Source organism: Streptomyces sp. (genome assembly GCF_035563135.1).
In the GTDB taxonomy this organism is placed as follows: Bacteria; Actinomycetota; Actinomycetes; order Streptomycetales; family Streptomycetaceae; genus Streptomyces.
On the sequence record NZ_DATMVN010000494.1, the window covers coordinates 1 to 16556 of the forward strand.

The window sequence follows — 16556 nt, forward strand, 5'->3', positions numbered from 1 at the left end:
GCGGTGCGGCGGTGCGACTGGGGCGCGTGCCGCACCGCACCACCGCCGTCGCGGAGGTGCGGCTACGCGGAGGTGCGGTGCGCCGGGTGAGGGAGAGCGCCCTCCCCGCACCGTTCGCGGCGCCCCCCTTGTCCACCTCCGCTACCTGCGACATCCCGCACCAAAAGGGGCAGCGCCCGGGGGAGGAGAAATCTCCGTCCCCGGGCGCCGCCCGGCTTTCGGCTCAGTTCAGGCCGTAGCCGCTCGGGAATCCCGCGCCGACGTTGCCGCGGATGTCGTCGAGGAACTGGCCCACCTGGTCGACCTCCTGCATGCATTCGATCAGGAACCCGGCCGCGATCCAGGCGGTGTGCGCCCCGGCCCCGCTCGCGAGGCACCACCGCTTGAGGTACCGGCTCGCCACCGTCACCAGCTGCCCGGCGACGTACGCGGACTCGCAGTCGGCGTGCTCGTCGGGCACGGCGGTGAGGTAGTCGGCCAGCAGCAGCGCACCGAACTCACCGATCAGCCGCGCCAGTTCGGGGCCGTCGGCGTGGAACTCCGCCAGCGCGGCCTTCTCCTCCTCGGTGCCCTGCTCCCGCCAGACCAGCTCCACGTAGTCGCAGGCCCGCCGGATCTGTTCCGGGGCGAGCTGGGGCACCTTGGGCGACGTCGTCTCCATGGCGGGCTCCTTGCTGTTCGCTGGCCGGATGCCTGGCGCGCCCGGCCGATCCCTACGGTGCGGGCCCAGGCCTTGTGGACAGAGTCCGCGCTCCGGGACGCGGTGCGGACGTGACTCCGGTCACGGACAAACGTGGACTGGAAGGGTCGATCAAGGAGGAATCATGCGCTTGTTGTCGGTGGCCGTCAGACCGCGGTCAAGGGGTGGCTTCACACGGTGGCTCCGGCCCGTGTGCAGATCCACGTGGGCCGGACGACTGCCGACCCGGCCGCGTACGGCCGGAGAAACCCGAGGACGAGATGACCACCGCACCCGGCCCGCACACCCCACCGACCCCGGCGGACACCGCTGCGACGGCAAGCCCCGCTCCGAGCCCTGCGACAAGCCCCGCTCCCAGCCCCGCAGCTTCCAGCCGCCGTCTGACGGTTGTTGCTGATCAGACCCCTAATTCGCCTACCCCGGCCGGTTGCAACTCCTCTTCTACAAGTACTGATGTACCTGGAGAAGCGTCCCGGCCCCGCAAGGCCGCAGTTGCGAAGGCCGGCGCGGACATCCGCGGCGAGGTCCTGCTCACCCTCGCCCAGTTGCGTCTGGCCACACCCCGCCAGCTCAAGGCACTGCTCCTGCCGCGTCAGCAGGGCACCGACCACGTACGGCGGGCGCTGCGCAACCTGCTCGCCGAATCCCCGGCCCTGGTCGGCCGGACCCACCGCGCCCAGCAGAGCTACTGGTACTGCACCCCGGCGGGCTTCGCCGAAGCCGCCGCCTCCGGTGAGTCGCACCGACGCCCGGCCGCACCACCGGCAAGCGGATCGCGGCCAGCAAGACGGGCCTGCGTGAGCACGGCCTCGCCCTGGTCGACACCGTCATCGCCTTCCACCAGGCGGAGGTGGCCGATCACGCCGACTGGCGGGTGGAAGGCGCCCACCCCACCCCGGCCGGGAACCTGGTGCCCGACGGCGTGGTGCTCCTGGCCGACGGGGCGAGCGCGTTCGTGGAGATCGACCGCACCATGTCCTACGCCCGCCTCATCGCCAAGCTGGAGCGCTACGACGCCTACCGCAACGCGCCCGCGACCGGGCGCGGGAACGCCGCCCGCGCCTCTCGCTCCCACTGGCAGGAAACCTACGCCGGGCCGCACCTGGACCGTCCGTTCCCGCTGGTGCTGTTCGTCTTCGCCCCGGCCCCGCGCCGCGCGGCCCCGGACACCAGGGAGGCCACCTTCCACGAGCGGGCCCGCAACATCGGGAGCGTGAACTACAAGCTCACCGTGGCGACCACGACCCTGCCCCTGCTGACGAAGACCGGCGCGGGCAACGCGGTGTGGCGGGTCGTCGGCAAGGGCCACGGCGAGGAACGCCGAACCCTGGCCGCGCTGCCGAAGGCACGGTGAGCACGGCGGGCCCGGCCCGGTCCGGCTATCCACCCCGTCCGGGCCCGCCGGCCATCGCGCCCCGGACTGTCGGTGACGGCTGAGAAGCTGGTCGGATGAACGACGGTGACGAGCAGCTGCTGCGCGGCCGGGTCTACGGCCACGACCACGACCACCCCAACCCCGGACTGCTCCCGCACCAGACGTACGCCGCCCTGGTCGGCGGACCGCTGGACGGCCTGCTGCTCGACATCACCGGCTGGCGGCCGGAGGAGATAGAGGACGGCGTCGCCCTGATGACCGAGCTGGGGCGGTGGCCCGGCGGCCGGGCGCTGTACGACCCGCGCCCCGGCGAGCCGCGCCCGCCGGGCGGCCCTGGTGTGGTGTGCCGCTTCCACTACTCCGGCGACACACCCTGACGCCCGCTGCTGCACTCCGGTGCGCACGCCGGGGCACGGGCTCACCGCTCTGGTGGGTAGTGCTTCTGGATCACTTGATGGATGGGTTTGCCTGCCGTAGAGCCTGGTGGGGGAATGTCGGCCTCCAGCATGGGGGCAGCGCGCTTTCGGCGGCAGGGTTGCTTCGTCGTGTGACGCGCCGTCGGTCGGTGAACGGTGAAGGGATGACGATGAGCACTGCTCAATCGGGAGCTGCAGGTGGCGAGAACTCCGCCCCTGCGATCAGCACGGTGGCGGGAACCGGGGCTGCGGGGGCGCCCAAAGGGGGAGATGAGCGTGCTGTCTCGGCCCAGTTGAACGCCCCGTCCGGGGTCGTGGTGGACAGAGCCGGCACCCTCTACATCTCCGAACTCCACGGCCATCGGGTCCGGAAGGTTACGACGGACGGGAAGATCAGCACAGTCGCCGGTATGGGGGCGCCGGGACGCGGCGACGGGGATGGCCGCGCCGTCTCGGCCCAGCTGAACACTCCGCGCGGACTGGCAGTGGACAGCGCAGGCGACCTCTACATCGCCGACTCCGTCAACCACCGGATCCGGAAGGTCACGATGGCCGACGGGAAGATCAGCACGGTCGCCGGCACGGGCGCCGCGACTTTCGGTGGTGACGGCGGTCTCGCCACCGCCGCCCATCTGAATACCCCGCTCGGGGTGGCGGTGGACAGCGCAGGCGACCTCTACATCGCCGACTACGGCAATCACCGGGTCCGGAAGGTCACGAAGGCTGATGGGAAGATCAGCACGGTCGCTGGCACAGTCGCCCCGGGCTTGGCCCCTGATGGCACCATCGCCGTCACCGCCCAATTGAAGAATCCCACCGCAGTGACGTTGGACAGCGGCGGCAACATCTACATCGCTGACTACGGCAATCACCGGGTCCGGAAGGTCACGAAGGCTGATGGGAAGATCAGCACGGTCGCCGGCACGGGCGCCGCGACCTTCGGCGGTGACAACGTGGATGCGATTTCCGCCCCGTTGAACGGTCCGCTGGTGGTGGCGGTGGACAGCGCCGACGACCTCTACATCGCCGACCACGGCAATCACCGGGTCCGGAAGATCACGGCCGATAAGAAGATCAACACGGTCGCCGGCCCGGATGCTCCGGCCGAGCTGAGCTCCCCGCACGGGCTCGCTCTGGACAGCGTGGACAACCTTTACATCACCGACTACGCCAAGCACCGGGTCCACAAGGTGGCCTCGGCGAGGATGGCCGGGTTGCCTGATTCGGGCACGGTGGTGTCCTGGGCCAACGTGCGCAGCAGGCTGCGGATGGCGGTCGTGCGTGAATCTATGAAGGACGGGGCCGAGGTCCAGCAGACCCTCACCGTCCCCAGGGATCATCAGCGGTGGCGGCTGGTGGTGGTGGGCCAGGACGACGGCGAGGTCCTGTACCGGATCGAGAACATCCGCAGCGGCAAGGTCCTGGAGGTCACCGGGGGACAGGAGGCGGCCGGGGCGGTTCTCGCGCAGCGCGCCTACGAGGGTGCTGAGGCACGCCACCAGCAGTGGCGGCTGATCCCGGTGGGTGCGCCGAGTGACACCCCGCGGGTGTTCGAGATCGCGAACGGCAAGAGTGGTTTGCTCCTGCGGGTCGACACCAACGCCCGCACGGTGATCAAGCAGCAGGGGGCGGAGGGCGACGCCCGGGAGAGGCAGTGGCAACTGCTCCCGGTGTGACACGCGAGGGGGCGGGGCGCTCGCGCCCCGGCCCCCTCGGATGCCGGACCCTATCGGGGACTGGGCGGGTCCTCGGGAGTGGCTTTGGCCGTCTTGGTTTCCCCCAGGGTTTTGGGGACCTCGGCGGTCGCCGCGGGCGCCGAGGGGGCCTGGGGGGCCTGGGGGGTTTCCGGGGCCTTGGGGGGCTTGGCGTAGTGGTCCTTCTTCGGCTTGTCCTCCAGGTCCCCGTTCTTCTTCAGGTCGTCGCGGCTCGTCACCGTGGAACTCGACTTGTCCATGCCGGCAGCTGCCGCCGTGGATACCGAGCTGAGGTTCTGGTCGCCCTGGTCCTGCTGCGTACGGGCCGACTGCTGGGTGGTGTGGATGAAGGAGCCGAGGAAGCCCAGGACAGCCCGGGCTTCGGGTGACTGCTCCTGTACGACCTTCGCCCGGGAGGAAGCTCCGTGGATCGCGTTGCTGAACAGGCTGGTGCTCTTGTCGTCGTATGCGCTCTGCTCGACCTCCTCGAAGTCATCCACACCCGGCTGCGAATCGGTTTTGTCGGTCTGCACCGAGAAGAGTCCCACGCTGCTCTGCGCGGGACCGAAGATGTTGTCGAACACCATGGTCATCACCTCTGGTCGTCGTGGCGGCGGAACCGTCCGGTCAAGGCCCCTTGTACAGCGCTCGCTGGCTGAAGGTCAGGCTCTCCTCGTCGAACATCGTGTGGTGGACGTCCAGGGCGGAGACCACCTCCGCCAGCCCTTTCATGCGGAAGCCGGCACCGCCCGCAAGGTCGATGTTGCTGATGTCGCAAGCGACCACCTGGGCGACGCCGGGGGAGCTCGCGGACTGCGGGGGAGCCAGGACCGGCACAGGCACGGCGTACTTCACCGCGAGAAAGCCGGAGAAGGTCACCGGGATCTCATAGGTGTAGTGCTTGTGGCTGCGCCGCTGGGTGGCGATGGTCTCCACACGGGAGCTTGCCGGGACCTTGCCGGAGATCTGCGACTTCGAGGTCCAGCTCGTGGTCAGGGACCCGCCGACGCTGGCCGCGATACCCAGCGCCAGCTGCGCGTTGAGCGAGGCGCTGCCGGTGGCGCTGCCCTGGGTCGTGAACGCCACCGAGTTCGTCACCGAGTTCGACGCGGAGTTCCCCGCCGAGTTCGTCGTGGCCGTCTCGGTGGCGTTGGCGTTGTCCACCCCCACGCTGTCCTTGCTGTTCTTGTTCGTCACAGTGTTGGCGTTCTTGTTCGCCATGTCGTTGCGCAGCTGCGTCCCGAGCTGCGCCTGGAGGTCCATCTTGAGCTGGTTCTGCAGCTGCAGCTGCAGCTGCGCGCCGACGCTGCCGCCGAAGGTGAGCTTGGCATCCCCGTGGAGCGACCACGTCACCCCGTTCGACACGGTGAAGTCGACCGAGTCGGTGAAGGTCATCTCCTGCGTCTGGCTGCGGTTGACGTAAGAGCGCGAGGAGAACGTGTCGGGCGCCGGCTGGGTGATGTCGCACCGCTCCTCGATCAGCGGCTCCCCGAGGTTCATGTAGCCGAGCCAGCCCCGGTCGAACGCACAGCCGGGGAAATCACCGAACCCCAGCTTGTTGATCGAGAACCCGACGGGCCTGTGCTGCACGCCGGAGGGGTCGGTATGGACCAGGTTGGGATGGTTCAGGATCGACTGCCAGGTGTTCTCGATGTCGAGTTCCCGCAGGTTCTTCTTCGTCAGCGGATGGCGCTTGAACCGTTCCAGGTTGTACGCAGTGGAAGGCATTCCCCGTCCTCGGCCGATCTGGCAGAACCCCGCTCGGTAAAATTAAAACGGGTTCTGTGCGCGTTAACAAGAAATCGAAGCTAGCACGGTCCCAATTTCCCGGGAAGGTACCTTGGGGAATCACGCTCAATCGAGTGAATAGGCTCGCCGACAGGTCCCAAGTTGGCTGAGATGTAGGTAGGTTGAGGTGCTGTCGATCACTTGAGCAATGGCTTTCTGCGGGTTCTGCCTGCGGGTTTGTGGCTGCGGGTCGCCGCAGGCGGTGGTATTTGATTCGGTCGTCCATTCGTTCTCGGAGTTGTTTCGGTCGAAGATGTCTGGGTCTGCGGAAATGCCGCGTGACAGACCACTGTTTTAAATCTCCGGCGCATTGTTCTCCACGTCAAGAATCAGGTGAGGTTTCCGCGATGTACACCCAAGAACGCACGGCGATGTCGAATCTCGTGGTCGGTGGCCCGGTAGCGGTGAACAGCTACGACAACGCGATCGTGGCAGCCCTGGTCGAGAACCGCCCCGTCATGCTCGTCCACGCCTTCAACGGCGGCTTCCTGCGGCCGACAGAGCTGAAGGAGGACAGCCACGACAAGGGCGTCAAACTGTCCACCGCGCTCGACCCGGTCAAGGAGGCCCAGGGCCACCTCTGGCACATCACCCCCGCCGGCTTCTTCGGGCAGCGGCCGCTGTACTTCATCGAGAGCGCCGCCGGCCAGGTGACACCCAAACCCACCACCGCGGGCACCACCGGCACCGGGCGCGGCGACGACGGCACGCCCAAGCCGCAGCGTCGGCGCATCACCGTCCACCAGGATGCGCCCAAGAGTCCGGCCGACATCCTCCAGGTCGGCCTGCCCGACAAGGTCGGCGACAAGTGGCGCGGGAAGAACGGGGCGCCCGAGGACACCCAGCTCTGGGTGGTCACGGTGACGCCGTGGGGAGGGATCACGTTCGTGCCGATCACCCATCCCGACGCCATCCTCGGGTTCAAGGACCACACGGTGGCAGCCGACAGCGAGGTACGTCTGACCTACAACTGGGGCGGGGACTTCACGGGCACGGTGATCAACACCTTCTACCCGCGGCTGCCCAACGAGTGGGACGTCCCCTACCACCACGTCTTCACGTGACCCGCCACCACCGCCGCACCGCACCCGTTCCGAGCCGACGCCCGCACCGCCTGGAAGAGGCACCACGATGCCCGTGCCCACCAAAGAACTGAAGCTTCAGATCGTCAACGCCGCCACGGGGAAGACCCTCGGCGCCAAGGCCGCGCCGGGCGCGGACGGGGCGCTCGTCGTCCGCGACTTCCCCGACGGCGGCCCGAGCCCTCAGCAGTGGCAGCTCACCCCTGTCCAGGCCGCGCAAGGCGGGCAAGCGCAGGACGATCAGGTGTATGTGATCTGCGACGCGGCCGGCGGCAAGGTGCTCGACAACCCCGCCGCCGCGGACCGCGGTGTTCGCCAGTTCGATGCCTCTGCCGGCAAGAAAGGCCAGCAGTGGCGCGTTGTCCCCGTCGAGGGGGAAGCGGGCCTCTACATCATCGAGGGCGTCACCGACGGCGCCGTTCTCGACCTCGCCGACCTGGGCAAGGACCCGGGTGAAGAAGAAACCCGGGTCGTCCTGGGCGAGTACGACGAGAGCGCGGAGAGCCAGCGCTGGCGCCTCGTCCCGGCCGAGCCCGAACGCACCAGCGACCCCGTGCTGCGCTACGCACCCCTGAGCCACTGGAACGGTCGCCGCTCCTGGCGGCTGACCCGCTCGACCGCGCTGCGGCCGACACCCGCGGCGACGCCCTCCTTCAGCGACATGCTGCTGGTCCTCAAGCAGTTCGGGAGCGATCAGGGCGCCGGCGAGTGGAAGAGCATCGGCGCCGATCGCTCACGCGGCGGACAACCGGGCTGGTGGGTCGGACTTGGTGACCGGTTCCTCGCCGACACCACCGGAGCGGGACGTGCGGACATCGTGGGGCTCAAACCCGCGGTGGGCGCTGTGAGGGCCTCCAGCCGAGGCGACGGCACCTTCGAGGACGACGAACACCTCCTGCACCCGCCCGCGCCCTCTGCGAGCCCCAAGGATCTGTGGACCCTCGCGGACACGACGGGCGACGGCAAGCCCGACGCCGTCGTGCTCTGCGCCGATGGGGTCCGAGTGTCCCCGCAGGGTGAGGACGGGACGTTCGCGCCCGCGACCGGCGAGCCGGCCCTCAAGGCCTTCGGACACGGCCAGCAGACGGGAGGGTGGCTGGCGGATAAGCATCCTCGCTTCCTCGCCGACACCACCGGTAGCAGCAGGCTCGACGTCGTCGGCTTTCACGACGATGGCCTTTGGATCTCGCTCCAGGACGAGGATGGGAAGTTCGCACCCCTTGCCGGCGAACCGGCTCTTTCCTCGTTCGGCTACGGCGAGGACGCGGGCGGCTGGCTGGCGGATGAGCATCCTCGCTTCCTCGCCGACACCACCGGTAGCAGCAGGCTCGACGTCGTCGGCTTCCACGACGACGGCGTCTGGGTATCACTCCAAGACGAGGACGGCACGTTCGCCGAGCCCCTGTACGTCCTGGACGACTTCGGGACCGACCAGGGGTGGACCTCGGTCGAGGAGCACCCCCGGTTCCTGGTCAGCACCACCGGCGGCGCGGCAGTGGACATTGTGGGGTTCGGCCCGCAGGGCGTCGTCGTCGCACGAGGGCGCAAGGACGGCACGTTCGAGCCCGCCGAGCTCGTCCTGAACGACTTCGGATCCGCCCAAGGGTGGACGAGTAAGAAGCATCTGAGGTTCCTCGCCGACGTCATCGGCGACGGCAACCCGGACATTGTCGGCTTCGGCGACGAAGGGGTCTGGGTCTCACGCAGCCGTGACGGCCGGTTCGAGCAGGCACAGCTGGTGTGCCGCGGCTTCGGCTACAACGACGACGCCGGCGCCTGGCGGGTCGAGGACCACCCCCGCTTCCTCGCCGACATCACCGGAGACGGGCGCGTCGACATCGTCGGCTTCGGCGGCCCGGGCGTATGCGTGGCCCGCAACCTCTTCCGCCACTTCAGGACCCGATAACCCTCGAAGGGCCGCTCGCAGCCGCAGCACCCGATCGGCCCATTGGCGTGCCGGAGTCTGTCACCCCGATCCGACGTGCCGCGCTGGGGCGCCTTCGTCTGCGAGGCCGCGCATTGAACAACCGCAGTATTGCTCTACGGCGGGGGCAGCGCAGGCGGCCGACCGCCCGATTCGCCTTCGTTGCCGTGCTGGACGAGGGCGGCCACGAGCTCGCCCAGCACGACATCAACCACCAGGAACCCAGCGCCGGCGCCGAGACCGCTACCGACCTGCCCGCCCCCTATTACGCGTGGCCATAACCCCCGGTGGGTGTGCTGGGGGCCAACCAGAGGAGAGACAATGACGATTCCTTCGACGCCGGGGATGTCCTGGGGCCCGGTGGCCTCGCTCGGCGGGCAGCTGACGGGCAATCCGGCGGTGGCACCGTCTTCGGACGGCCGCCTGGAGGTGTTCGCCCGCGGCCGCACGGACAACGCGCTCTCCTCCTGCCATCAGCAGACCTGGGGCGGCTGGTCCGAGTGGGAGAACCTGGGCGCCCACGCCCTGTCCGGTGATCCCTCCGCCCTGCACACGGCCGCACGGCGCATCGGGGTGTTCTTCAAGAACGGGCAGGGCAACCTCGAGCATCCCTGGCAGACGGTCATCAACGGCACCTACGGCCCGGGGAAGGTGCTGGCCAACAACATCGGAGGCGACCCGGTCCCCGGGCTGAACGCCGACGGGCGCCCAGAGGCTTTCTTCCGGGGCACCGACAACGCCCTGTGGCATGTGTGGGAGACCACCAAGTCCGGCTACGGCAACTGGACCGGCCCCGCCAGTCTGGGCGGCGCCCTGTCCGGTGACCCGGCGGTGGCGACAGACGCCCGCGGCCGTCTGCAGGTGTTCTTCCGCGGCGCCGACGGCCACCTGTGGGTCGTCCGTCAGCGCGACGCCGACAACAACGACTGGGAAAGCCCCCGGAGCATCGTGCAGAACATCGGCGGCGACCCCGTTGTCGCCACCAACGCCGACGGGCGCCTGGAGGTGTTCTTCCGGGGCACCGACAACGCCCTATGGGACCTCCCGCAGAGCGACGACTACAACGCCTGGGCTACACCGGCCAGCCTCGGTGGCACGCTGACCGGGAACCCGGCCGTCGCCCGCGCCGCAGACGCCCGGTTGGCCGTCTTCCACTGGGGCAGCGGTCACCTGTGGGTCACCGAGCAGACGGTCGTCAACGGCACCGCTTGGAGCGCCTACGAGCAGATCGCGCGGGACATCGGCGGCGAGCCCGTCGTCGAAGCCGACGGCCACGGACGCCTGGACGTGTTCTTCCACGGCTCCGACCACGCCCTCTGGCACATCGCCCAGATGTTCGGCCAGCCGGCCGCGGGATACGCCATCTCCCCCTGACGCCTTGGCCCTTCTCCGGCCGTGCAGGGCCAGGGGGTCAATGCGTGCTGCGGGTGCTCGCCGTCGGTGGTGCAGGCGGCGGTCATGGCGTGTCCTGCGCGACGCGTACCGCGCGGGCCCGGTCTGCGGCGAGGACCCGAAGACACCACCACAGACCAGCCCATGAGCATGGCCCCGGTATCGACGGTAGGTCGAGGTCACCGCTCGACAGGGCGCCCCTTCCCGGGGAGGCCCCGGCCGGCGTTTGCCGGGTGAACGCCTTCTGTAACGACTGGGCAAGCATCCACACCGAGTGTTCAGCACCGGAAACAACCAGAAAGGGTCAGCGCATGACGATCGTCCGCAATCCGGCCAGTGGCGAGAAGGAATTCAAGGGGGACAACGGCAACTACGCCAAGGTCGGGGCCGTCCTCACCACCGAGGTCCAGGACGACGAACCGCAGAAGGTAACCGTCACCTACAAGGTGATCCCCTACCTCTGGGATTCCGTCGCGTGGTTCGGGGAGAACAACAAGCTGAACCCCGATTTCGTGCCGAAGATGGACATCAAGCTCGTCCTGACCGGTCCCGACGGCGCGGCGGTCGGCTCCGAGGACATCACCGTGGTCAGCAAGGATGTGCCCTACCCGCTCACGGCCGAGCGTGTCTTCCACGACTTGGCCCCAGGCACCCACAAAGTCACAGTGAGTGGAGTGAAGACCGGCGGCAGGAAAACCACAGACGGCCGCAACCGCACCGGCAAGGACCGTGTAGTCCTAGGCGAGATGTCCATCGAATTCACCATTATCAGCGGCTGACCACCCAGCGGGACTGCCCCACAGTCCGAGCCCGCCCTCAACTCCGAATCCGGCTGCCTCGGGCCGGAGTTCGGTGCAGCGGCCGGTGCGATAGCTGAGCGTTCATCTGTATGTGGGGTACGGAGGGGACAGTGTCCCCGGGCCTCACCTATAGCCCATGGGGAAGATCGCTCGATTGAAGCCCCATGGAGCCCTCCGCCGAGAGGCGACCACCCTCCGTGCCCACACCCTTCTTGCTGCCCCGGCTGGCCTCCCGACCAGCCGGAATTTTCCTACGCCTGGTCTGGGGCACGGAGCACGCTGCATCGCCATGCGTATCGATCCTGATCAGGTGCGTCCGCGAATCGTTCCTGCGGTGAATGTTCACACCCGTGCGGGTGAGTACCTGTTTCTGATCCCCGGATTTGAGTAACCTCGGGTTCTACGCTGGCGTGGTGTCCGAGGGCACCGGGCGGGCCGGGGAGAGGAACTGTCGGGCTTGTGGCGAACGGCTGAGGCCGGGTGCCCGGCCTGACGCTTTGTTCTGTTCCTCAGCGTGTCGTGCCAGGCAGTGGCGTACGGACCGGCAGTTGGGCAAGCGCCTGGCGGCGGTGCAAAGCGGGGACGGCGAAGCCGAGTGCCCCGAGTGCGGGGCCCGGTGGGTGGCCGGCGTCGACCGGAGGTCGACGGCCCTGTTCTGTTCGGGCCGGTGCAAGGTGAGGGCCTGGCGGCGCACGAAGGAAACGTTCGGCGAACGGTCACAGTGACCGCATCGCGAACGCATCCTGAGTCCAACTCCGGTCATTTTGCAATCACTTGTGGTCGTTCATTGTGATCTTACGATTTTCAGTCCGACTCTCGGTGATGAGTGGGGCGTGTTCACGTCACGGGCGCTCAGTTCCGTGCGGCGGCCCGCATGGATGGTGAAACGCCATGCCCGAGGAGATCGACAACGTCGGAAATGTAAGCCAGTCCCGCTACGAGCAGATCGTGGCCGAGCTGCGAGAAGTGGTCGAACAGCAGACGCAGGGACAGTTCACGATCGGGGACCGCGCCCTGGAAGTCGAACCGCTGCGATCGCAGGGCGGCGCCGCGGATGCGCAGTGGTCGGTGCAGAACTCGCTGGTGCGTCTGGCCGAGGACATCGGGCTGACGTTCAGCACGGTGAAGAACGCCAGGTGGACGGCGTCACGCTGGCCGAAGGAGCGTCGCCAGGCGGGAGTTTCGTTCACGGTTCACCGCGTGCTGGGGCAGATCGAGGACGAGGACGAGCGGTTCGAGGCGATCAAGACGCCGCCCGTTGACAAAGCCCGCTGGAATACGGACGACGCCAAGCGCCGGGTCGGGTGGCGGGTCGAGACCCCCGAGACGCCGCAGGAGAAGATCACCGCCATCCACTCCCTGGCCCGGGACGAGGAAGTCGCCGCGGCGGTGACCACCGACTTCCTCAAGCGTCCGCAGGTCGCGGCCAAAGTCTCCCCGGAGAACAAGGTCCGGGCGGTGGAGGAATTGACCCGCGACGAGCACGTCGCCACCGAGGTGACCACCGGTCTGCTGCGTCGTCCCGATGTCGCGTTCAAGGCGATGAGCGACGACACCGCCCGCCACCAGGTCAACCATGCCCAGGCCGAGCGCGGTCGGCAAGCCCGCGAACACTTCGAGGACACCAGTCCGGTCGCACCGGCGGTCCGCCACATCGACCGGACGGTGGAGTTCCTGGACCTGGTCACCGCCTGTCACTCGTTCGTGGCCGCCGCCGGCCGGGCGGTCCCGGGCCTGCGTGACCGCACGCTGGATGAGGACCAGCGCACCATCGTGCACGAGAATGTCGCGAAGGTACGGGCGACGCTGGACTGGATCGAGACCGCGGTCGACACGGGCAAGGTCGACATGGACGGCGAGCTGGCCCGTCTGCTGAAGGGCGAGTAGGCATGCCCCGCGCCTCACGGCGTCGGGGCGACGCCGCCAAGCGGCATGCGGACACCCTGCGGTTCGTGCTGTTCGAGGCCCGCCCCGCCGGGTTGTTGTTCCACCAGCTGACCCGCGCTTCCGGACTTTCTCCCAGCCAGGTCAGGGCCGGTCTGGCCTGCCTGCGCGACATCATCGCGGAGAACGGCTGGCCGCCGCTGATCTGGACGAGAGCCGACGGCTACCAGCTCGGCGCCGAACCAGCCGCCCTCCAGGCATACGAGCGGGCCGTGCTCACCGGAAAGCTCACCGAGTTCCGCCGATTCCTCACCGGCACGGTCGCCCCCCACGCCGCCGCCCACCCGGGCGACAAGTGGGTCAAGCACATCATCGCCCAGCTCAACTCCATCGAATCCACCCTCGATCTCGTCATCTCGTCCTGACCATCACGAGCGGTCCCGCCCGGGCCGGAGGCCGGGCGGGCCGCTCACCAACGCATGGAGGGAAGGCCGCCACGATGCGCCAGCGCCGCTATCCCTCCGACACCACCCACGCCGAATGGGCCCTGATAGAACCGCTGTTGCCCAAGCCGGCCTGCGAGACCCGGGCTGGGGGCCGGCCGGAGAAGCACCCTCGCCGCGAGATCGTCGACGCGATCCGCTATGTCGTGGACACCGGCTGCAAATGGCGGGCCATGCCTGCCGACTTCCCGCCCTGGCGCACAGTCTGGGGCTTCATGGCCCGCTGGGCCGCCGCCGGCGTGATCGGACAGATCCGCGACCACCTCTCCGGGCGGATCCGCCGCGAGATGGACAAAGGCCCCCGGGCGGTCGCGACCGTGATCGACTCCCAGAGCGTCAGAGCCGCCGAAACCGTCGGCAGGGACTCACGCGGCTACGACGCGGGCAAGAAAATCAACGGCCGCAAACGGCACATGGTGGTCGACACCCGCGGCCTGCCCCTGCTGGTCATGGTCACACCGGCCTCGCTCACCGACCGCGACGCCGCCAAGGAGCTTCTCCTCCGTCTCCGCCTGATGCATCCCGAGATCACCATCGTCTGGGCCGACTCCGCCTATGCCGGAAAGCTCGTGACCTGGGCAAAGAAGTACCTCAGCCTCACGATCAAGACCGTGAGCCGCCCCAAGGACGCCTCCGGATTCATCGTGCTGCCCCGCCGCTGGGTCGTCGAGCGAACATGGGCCTGGATGATGCACGCCCGCCGCCACGCACGCGACTACGAGCGTCTCGTTCAGCACTCCGAAACGTTGATCACCTGGGCAGCCATCACCCTCATGACCAGGCGTCTCACAAGCAAACGTGCTCGACATCCGAATCCCCACCCGGAGCCTTGTCCCAGGCAGCATGACGCATGCTGAGGAAGCGGCAAGCAGGAAGTCCGCCGCCACCGACACTCACCAAGGTTCTCAAGTACGTAACAGCAGAAATGGCCGAACGGCCCGCCAGGTAACCGGCGGGCCGTCATGAAACAGCAAAAGTAGACGGCGCTACCTCGCCCCGGCCCACCGATATGTTCCTCTTCGGTAAACCGACTCCACGCTAAGGGGCCCAGGAATAAATTCCCTGGGGCCCTTAGGTGGCGCGCATCCCGCGATACGGTTCGCTCGCGGCGGGCCAGGCAATGGTATGCGCTATATACCATTGCGCAGGTGCTCACCAGTCGGTGAAGCCGGAGCCCTCCTCAGGACTTACCTGCAGTACAGCTGGATGGACTCGGTGTCGCTGACCCACTCGTACGCGCTGCCGTTCCAGGTCCAGTAGACCGTGCGCAGGTTGTTTCCGCTATCGGCAGTGGTGTAGTACTTGTCGCCCTTGTTCGCCCACTGCCACTCGCCGGACTGGTCGTTGCCGGAGGTGTAGTTGACCAGACCGTCCCGCCAGTTGGTGTTGTTCGGCTTCGCGTTGTACAGGCCGTACCAGTCCTTGGTGCTCTGGGGGTGCCCTTCGTAGCCGATGACGACCTTGCCCGCCCGGCATTCAGGGGTATCGGCCGCAGGCGTTCCTGCTGCGGAAGCCGGCGCTGCGAGAGCGGCGACGACAGCACCGGTCGCTGCTGCGAAAGCAAGTGCCTTACGCATGCTTTCTCCTTCATTAGTGGGGGGTAAGACATTTCTACACTAAATCCCATCCGCAATCATTGTAAATTACCCAAAAGAGGGAAACCGTGTCCGATGATCATATATATCATCATCGGCCTATTCCTCAAACCCTTCGCCAAAGTGCAGCTAAACACCCAATCTTGCCGCCCCCTAGACATCACCAGATTCCCCGCACACTCGCACTTCCATGAACGTTTTTAGTCCGTCATGGAAGCACCCCGAGGCCGTCACTGTTTCCTGCCGGAAGGGCTGTCCGCCTCCTGTTCGCGGGCACGCACGCCGACGTAACCCTGGCCGGAGAAGGCGTGGAATGCGGAGTCGGCGGTGAAGAAATAGGTAAATTGTGCTGCCGGTTTGCTGTAGGCGGTGACTGCTTGTGATGCGCCGAGGATCCCGACGGCGTTGATGGCGAAGGGCAGCGCTTTCTCGGTGTGGATCAGCCCGGCGGTGATCTGCTGTTCCGTGGGCTCCCAGTTGGCGGGCATCCTGGCTTTGGCGGCGTCCCGGGTGCCCTGCCGGTAGAGCGCACGGTAGGCGGGGTCCTGCACGGCCTGCTGGACGTAGGCGTGTGCCCGGCGGTATTCCGGGTTGCCGGTCCAGTCTTCGAACTCGCTCACTCGCAGGTCAGGGTCCCCTGCTGCTTGTCTGGCGCGTCGGATACGCGAGGCCATCTGCCGGACATCGGCCCGGGCCTTCTTGCGGGCTTCGTTTTCTGGCAGTCCCCGGACGAGGTAGGTGGCCGTTGTCATCTGCAGGTCGGACACCACGATGTCGGCGTGCTTGATTTCCTGGGCGGCCCACTGGAACAGGATCGTGAGGCGGGAAACGGAGAAGTAGGGGTTGCCGGGGCTGACCATGAGGGCGATGTGCTCGCCTGCTTCCAGGATTCGGGCGCAGTTGTCGGTGCAGGGTTCGATGTCCACCAGCTCGTGCCGCACAGTCTCTCTCGTCCCGTCCGACCAGCGTGATCACTTACAGCACACCGTAAGACGCTACGTGGCTTTCCGCGCGCGGCAGGTGCATGCCTGCCGTGGTGAGGGGGCCGGACCGTTGCAGATGGCTGTACGGGGCTTGCCGCCGTCACAAAGCAGGCGCGTGGTGCCGTAGGCGGCGGTGTAACCCTCGGAGGGCGACGACCCCCTCCTGACTTCGGGAGCCGGGCGGGAATCAAACCTCCGCCTTGCGGCACCGAGGCGCCCCGGTGCCGCCTATCAACGGCGTGCCGGCGGTGCCTCTCCCGGGATCGGAAACAGGTTCTAAGAGGGCGTTTGATCTAGGCAGATTGCCCTTTATCTCCTAGTAAGTCCCTCGCCAGGTGGGTGTGGTCTCGTCCGTTATGCGCTTGGCAAGGTTGTCGATCGAGGCGATGTGGATCATGGCTTCGGAGCTGGTTGTGAGGG

At 67.6% G+C, this 16556-nt stretch carries 16 protein-coding genes and 1 pseudogene; 11 read left to right on the forward strand and 6 right to left on the reverse strand.

Going from position 1 to position 16556, the window contains the following annotated elements; translation table 11 throughout:
* Positions 1-223: 223 nt before the first annotated feature.
* Complete coding sequence (locus tag VN520_RS21730) at positions 224-661, reverse strand: hypothetical protein (RefSeq protein WP_325748607.1); 438 nt, start codon at positions 659-661, stop codon at positions 224-226.
* Between the two features lie 853 nt (positions 662-1514).
* Between VN520_RS21730 and VN520_RS21735 the strand changes: the two genes are divergently transcribed.
* The 3 genes from VN520_RS21735 to VN520_RS21745 all read left to right on the forward strand — a co-directional run bounded on the left by VN520_RS21735 (position 1515) and on the right by VN520_RS21745 (position 4167).
* A complete protein-coding gene (locus tag VN520_RS21735; protein WP_325748622.1) occupies positions 1515-2054 on the forward strand; it encodes a replication-relaxation family protein in 540 nt (179 codons plus the stop codon).
* A gap of 95 nt (positions 2055-2149) precedes the next feature.
* On the forward strand, positions 2150-2452 hold the full coding sequence (locus VN520_RS21740; RefSeq protein ID WP_325748608.1) for a hypothetical protein: 303 nt from the start codon (positions 2150-2152) through the stop codon (positions 2450-2452).
* A gap of 209 nt (positions 2453-2661) precedes the next feature.
* Positions 2662-4167: an RICIN domain-containing protein gene (locus tag VN520_RS21745; protein WP_325748609.1), complete on the forward strand. Its 1506-nt coding sequence runs from the start codon at positions 2662-2664 to the stop codon at positions 4165-4167.
* 50 nt (positions 4168-4217) lie between these two features.
* Here the strand turns inward: VN520_RS21745 and VN520_RS21750 are convergent, their stop codons facing one another.
* Positions 4218-4772, reverse strand: a complete 555-nt coding sequence (locus VN520_RS21750; RefSeq protein WP_325748610.1) for a hypothetical protein — start codon at positions 4770-4772, stop codon at positions 4218-4220.
* A 40-nt stretch (positions 4773-4812) separates the two neighbouring features.
* Complete coding sequence (locus VN520_RS21755) at positions 4813-5913, reverse strand: hypothetical protein (protein ID WP_325748611.1); 1101 nt, start codon at positions 5911-5913, stop codon at positions 4813-4815.
* 407 nt (positions 5914-6320) lie between these two features.
* On the opposite strand from VN520_RS21755, the gene VN520_RS21760 reads away from it, so the two are divergent.
* The 8 genes from VN520_RS21760 to VN520_RS21795 all read left to right on the forward strand — a co-directional run bounded on the left by VN520_RS21760 (position 6321) and on the right by VN520_RS21795 (position 14415).
* The gene (locus VN520_RS21760; RefSeq protein ID WP_325748612.1) at positions 6321-7037 is read left to right on the forward strand and encodes a hypothetical protein; all 717 of its coding nucleotides are present in this window, start codon (positions 6321-6323) and stop codon (positions 7035-7037) included.
* 67 nt (positions 7038-7104) lie between these two features.
* Entirely contained in the window at positions 7105-8961 is a 1857-nt protein-coding gene (locus VN520_RS21765; RefSeq protein WP_325748613.1) for an RICIN domain-containing protein, read from the forward strand.
* 113 nt (positions 8962-9074) lie between these two features.
* The gene (locus tag VN520_RS21770; protein ID WP_325748614.1) at positions 9075-9260 is read left to right on the forward strand and encodes a hypothetical protein; all 186 of its coding nucleotides are present in this window, start codon (positions 9075-9077) and stop codon (positions 9258-9260) included.
* 40 nt (positions 9261-9300) lie between these two features.
* Positions 9301-10353 carry a hypothetical protein gene (locus VN520_RS21775; RefSeq protein WP_325748615.1) on the forward strand — a complete coding sequence of 351 codons (1053 nt, stop codon included), beginning with the start codon at positions 9301-9303 and terminating at the stop codon, positions 10351-10353.
* Between the two features lie 329 nt (positions 10354-10682).
* Positions 10683-11150 (forward strand): hypothetical protein, encoded by a 468-nt coding sequence (locus VN520_RS21780; protein WP_325748616.1) that lies wholly within the window; start codon positions 10683-10685, stop codon positions 11148-11150.
* Between the two features lie 912 nt (positions 11151-12062).
* Positions 12063-13058, forward strand: coding sequence for a DUF6192 family protein (locus VN520_RS21785; protein WP_325748617.1), 996 nt, complete (start codon positions 12063-12065; stop codon positions 13056-13058).
* A gap of 2 nt (positions 13059-13060) precedes the next feature.
* Positions 13061-13480, forward strand: coding sequence for a RacP protein (locus VN520_RS21790; protein WP_325748618.1), 420 nt, complete (start codon positions 13061-13063; stop codon positions 13478-13480).
* A gap of 74 nt (positions 13481-13554) precedes the next feature.
* Positions 13555-14415, forward strand: a complete 861-nt coding sequence (locus tag VN520_RS21795; protein ID WP_325748619.1) for an IS5 family transposase — start codon at positions 13555-13557, stop codon at positions 14413-14415.
* A gap of 330 nt (positions 14416-14745) precedes the next feature.
* Here the strand turns inward: VN520_RS21795 and VN520_RS21800 are convergent, their stop codons facing one another.
* From VN520_RS21800 to VN520_RS21810, 3 genes and pseudogenes are all read right to left on the reverse strand, one after another.
* Positions 14746-15135, reverse strand: a complete 390-nt coding sequence (locus tag VN520_RS21800) for a hypothetical protein (protein WP_325748620.1) — start codon at positions 15133-15135, stop codon at positions 14746-14748.
* A gap of 248 nt (positions 15136-15383) precedes the next feature.
* Positions 15384-16094: a tRNA-dependent cyclodipeptide synthase gene (locus tag VN520_RS21805; protein ID WP_325748621.1), complete on the reverse strand. Its 711-nt coding sequence runs from the start codon at positions 16092-16094 to the stop codon at positions 15384-15386.
* Between the two features lie 358 nt (positions 16095-16452).
* A pseudogene (locus tag VN520_RS21810) lies at positions 16453-16556 on the reverse strand (IS5/IS1182 family transposase); the annotation flags it as partial.

Coding starts and splice junctions, on each gene's coding strand:
- VN520_RS21760 (WP_325748612.1), top strand. CDS start 6,321: ATGTACACCCAAGAACGCACGGCGATGTCGAATCTCGTGGTCGGTGGC.
- VN520_RS21790 (WP_325748618.1), top strand. CDS start 13,061: ATGCCCCGCGCCTCACGGCGTCGGGGCGACGCCGCCAAGCGGCATGCG.
- VN520_RS21730 (WP_325748607.1), bottom strand. CDS start 661: ATGGAGACGACGTCGCCCAAGGTGCCCCAGCTCGCCCCGGAACAGATC.
- VN520_RS21800 (WP_325748620.1), bottom strand. CDS start 15,135: ATGCGTAAGGCACTTGCTTTCGCAGCAGCGACCGGTGCTGTCGTCGCC.
- VN520_RS21745 (WP_325748609.1), top strand. CDS start 2,662: ATGAGCACTGCTCAATCGGGAGCTGCAGGTGGCGAGAACTCCGCCCCT.
- VN520_RS21740 (WP_325748608.1), top strand. CDS start 2,150: ATGAACGACGGTGACGAGCAGCTGCTGCGCGGCCGGGTCTACGGCCAC.
- VN520_RS21785 (WP_325748617.1), top strand. CDS start 12,063: ATGCCCGAGGAGATCGACAACGTCGGAAATGTAAGCCAGTCCCGCTAC.
- VN520_RS21750 (WP_325748610.1), bottom strand. CDS start 4,772: ATGGTGTTCGACAACATCTTCGGTCCCGCGCAGAGCAGCGTGGGACTC.
- VN520_RS21795 (WP_325748619.1), top strand. CDS start 13,555: ATGCGCCAGCGCCGCTATCCCTCCGACACCACCCACGCCGAATGGGCC.
- VN520_RS21775 (WP_325748615.1), top strand. CDS start 9,301: ATGACGATTCCTTCGACGCCGGGGATGTCCTGGGGCCCGGTGGCCTCG.
- VN520_RS21755 (WP_325748611.1), bottom strand. CDS start 5,913: ATGCCTTCCACTGCGTACAACCTGGAACGGTTCAAGCGCCATCCGCTG.
- VN520_RS21780 (WP_325748616.1), top strand. CDS start 10,683: ATGACGATCGTCCGCAATCCGGCCAGTGGCGAGAAGGAATTCAAGGGG.
- VN520_RS21765 (WP_325748613.1), top strand. CDS start 7,105: ATGCCCGTGCCCACCAAAGAACTGAAGCTTCAGATCGTCAACGCCGCC.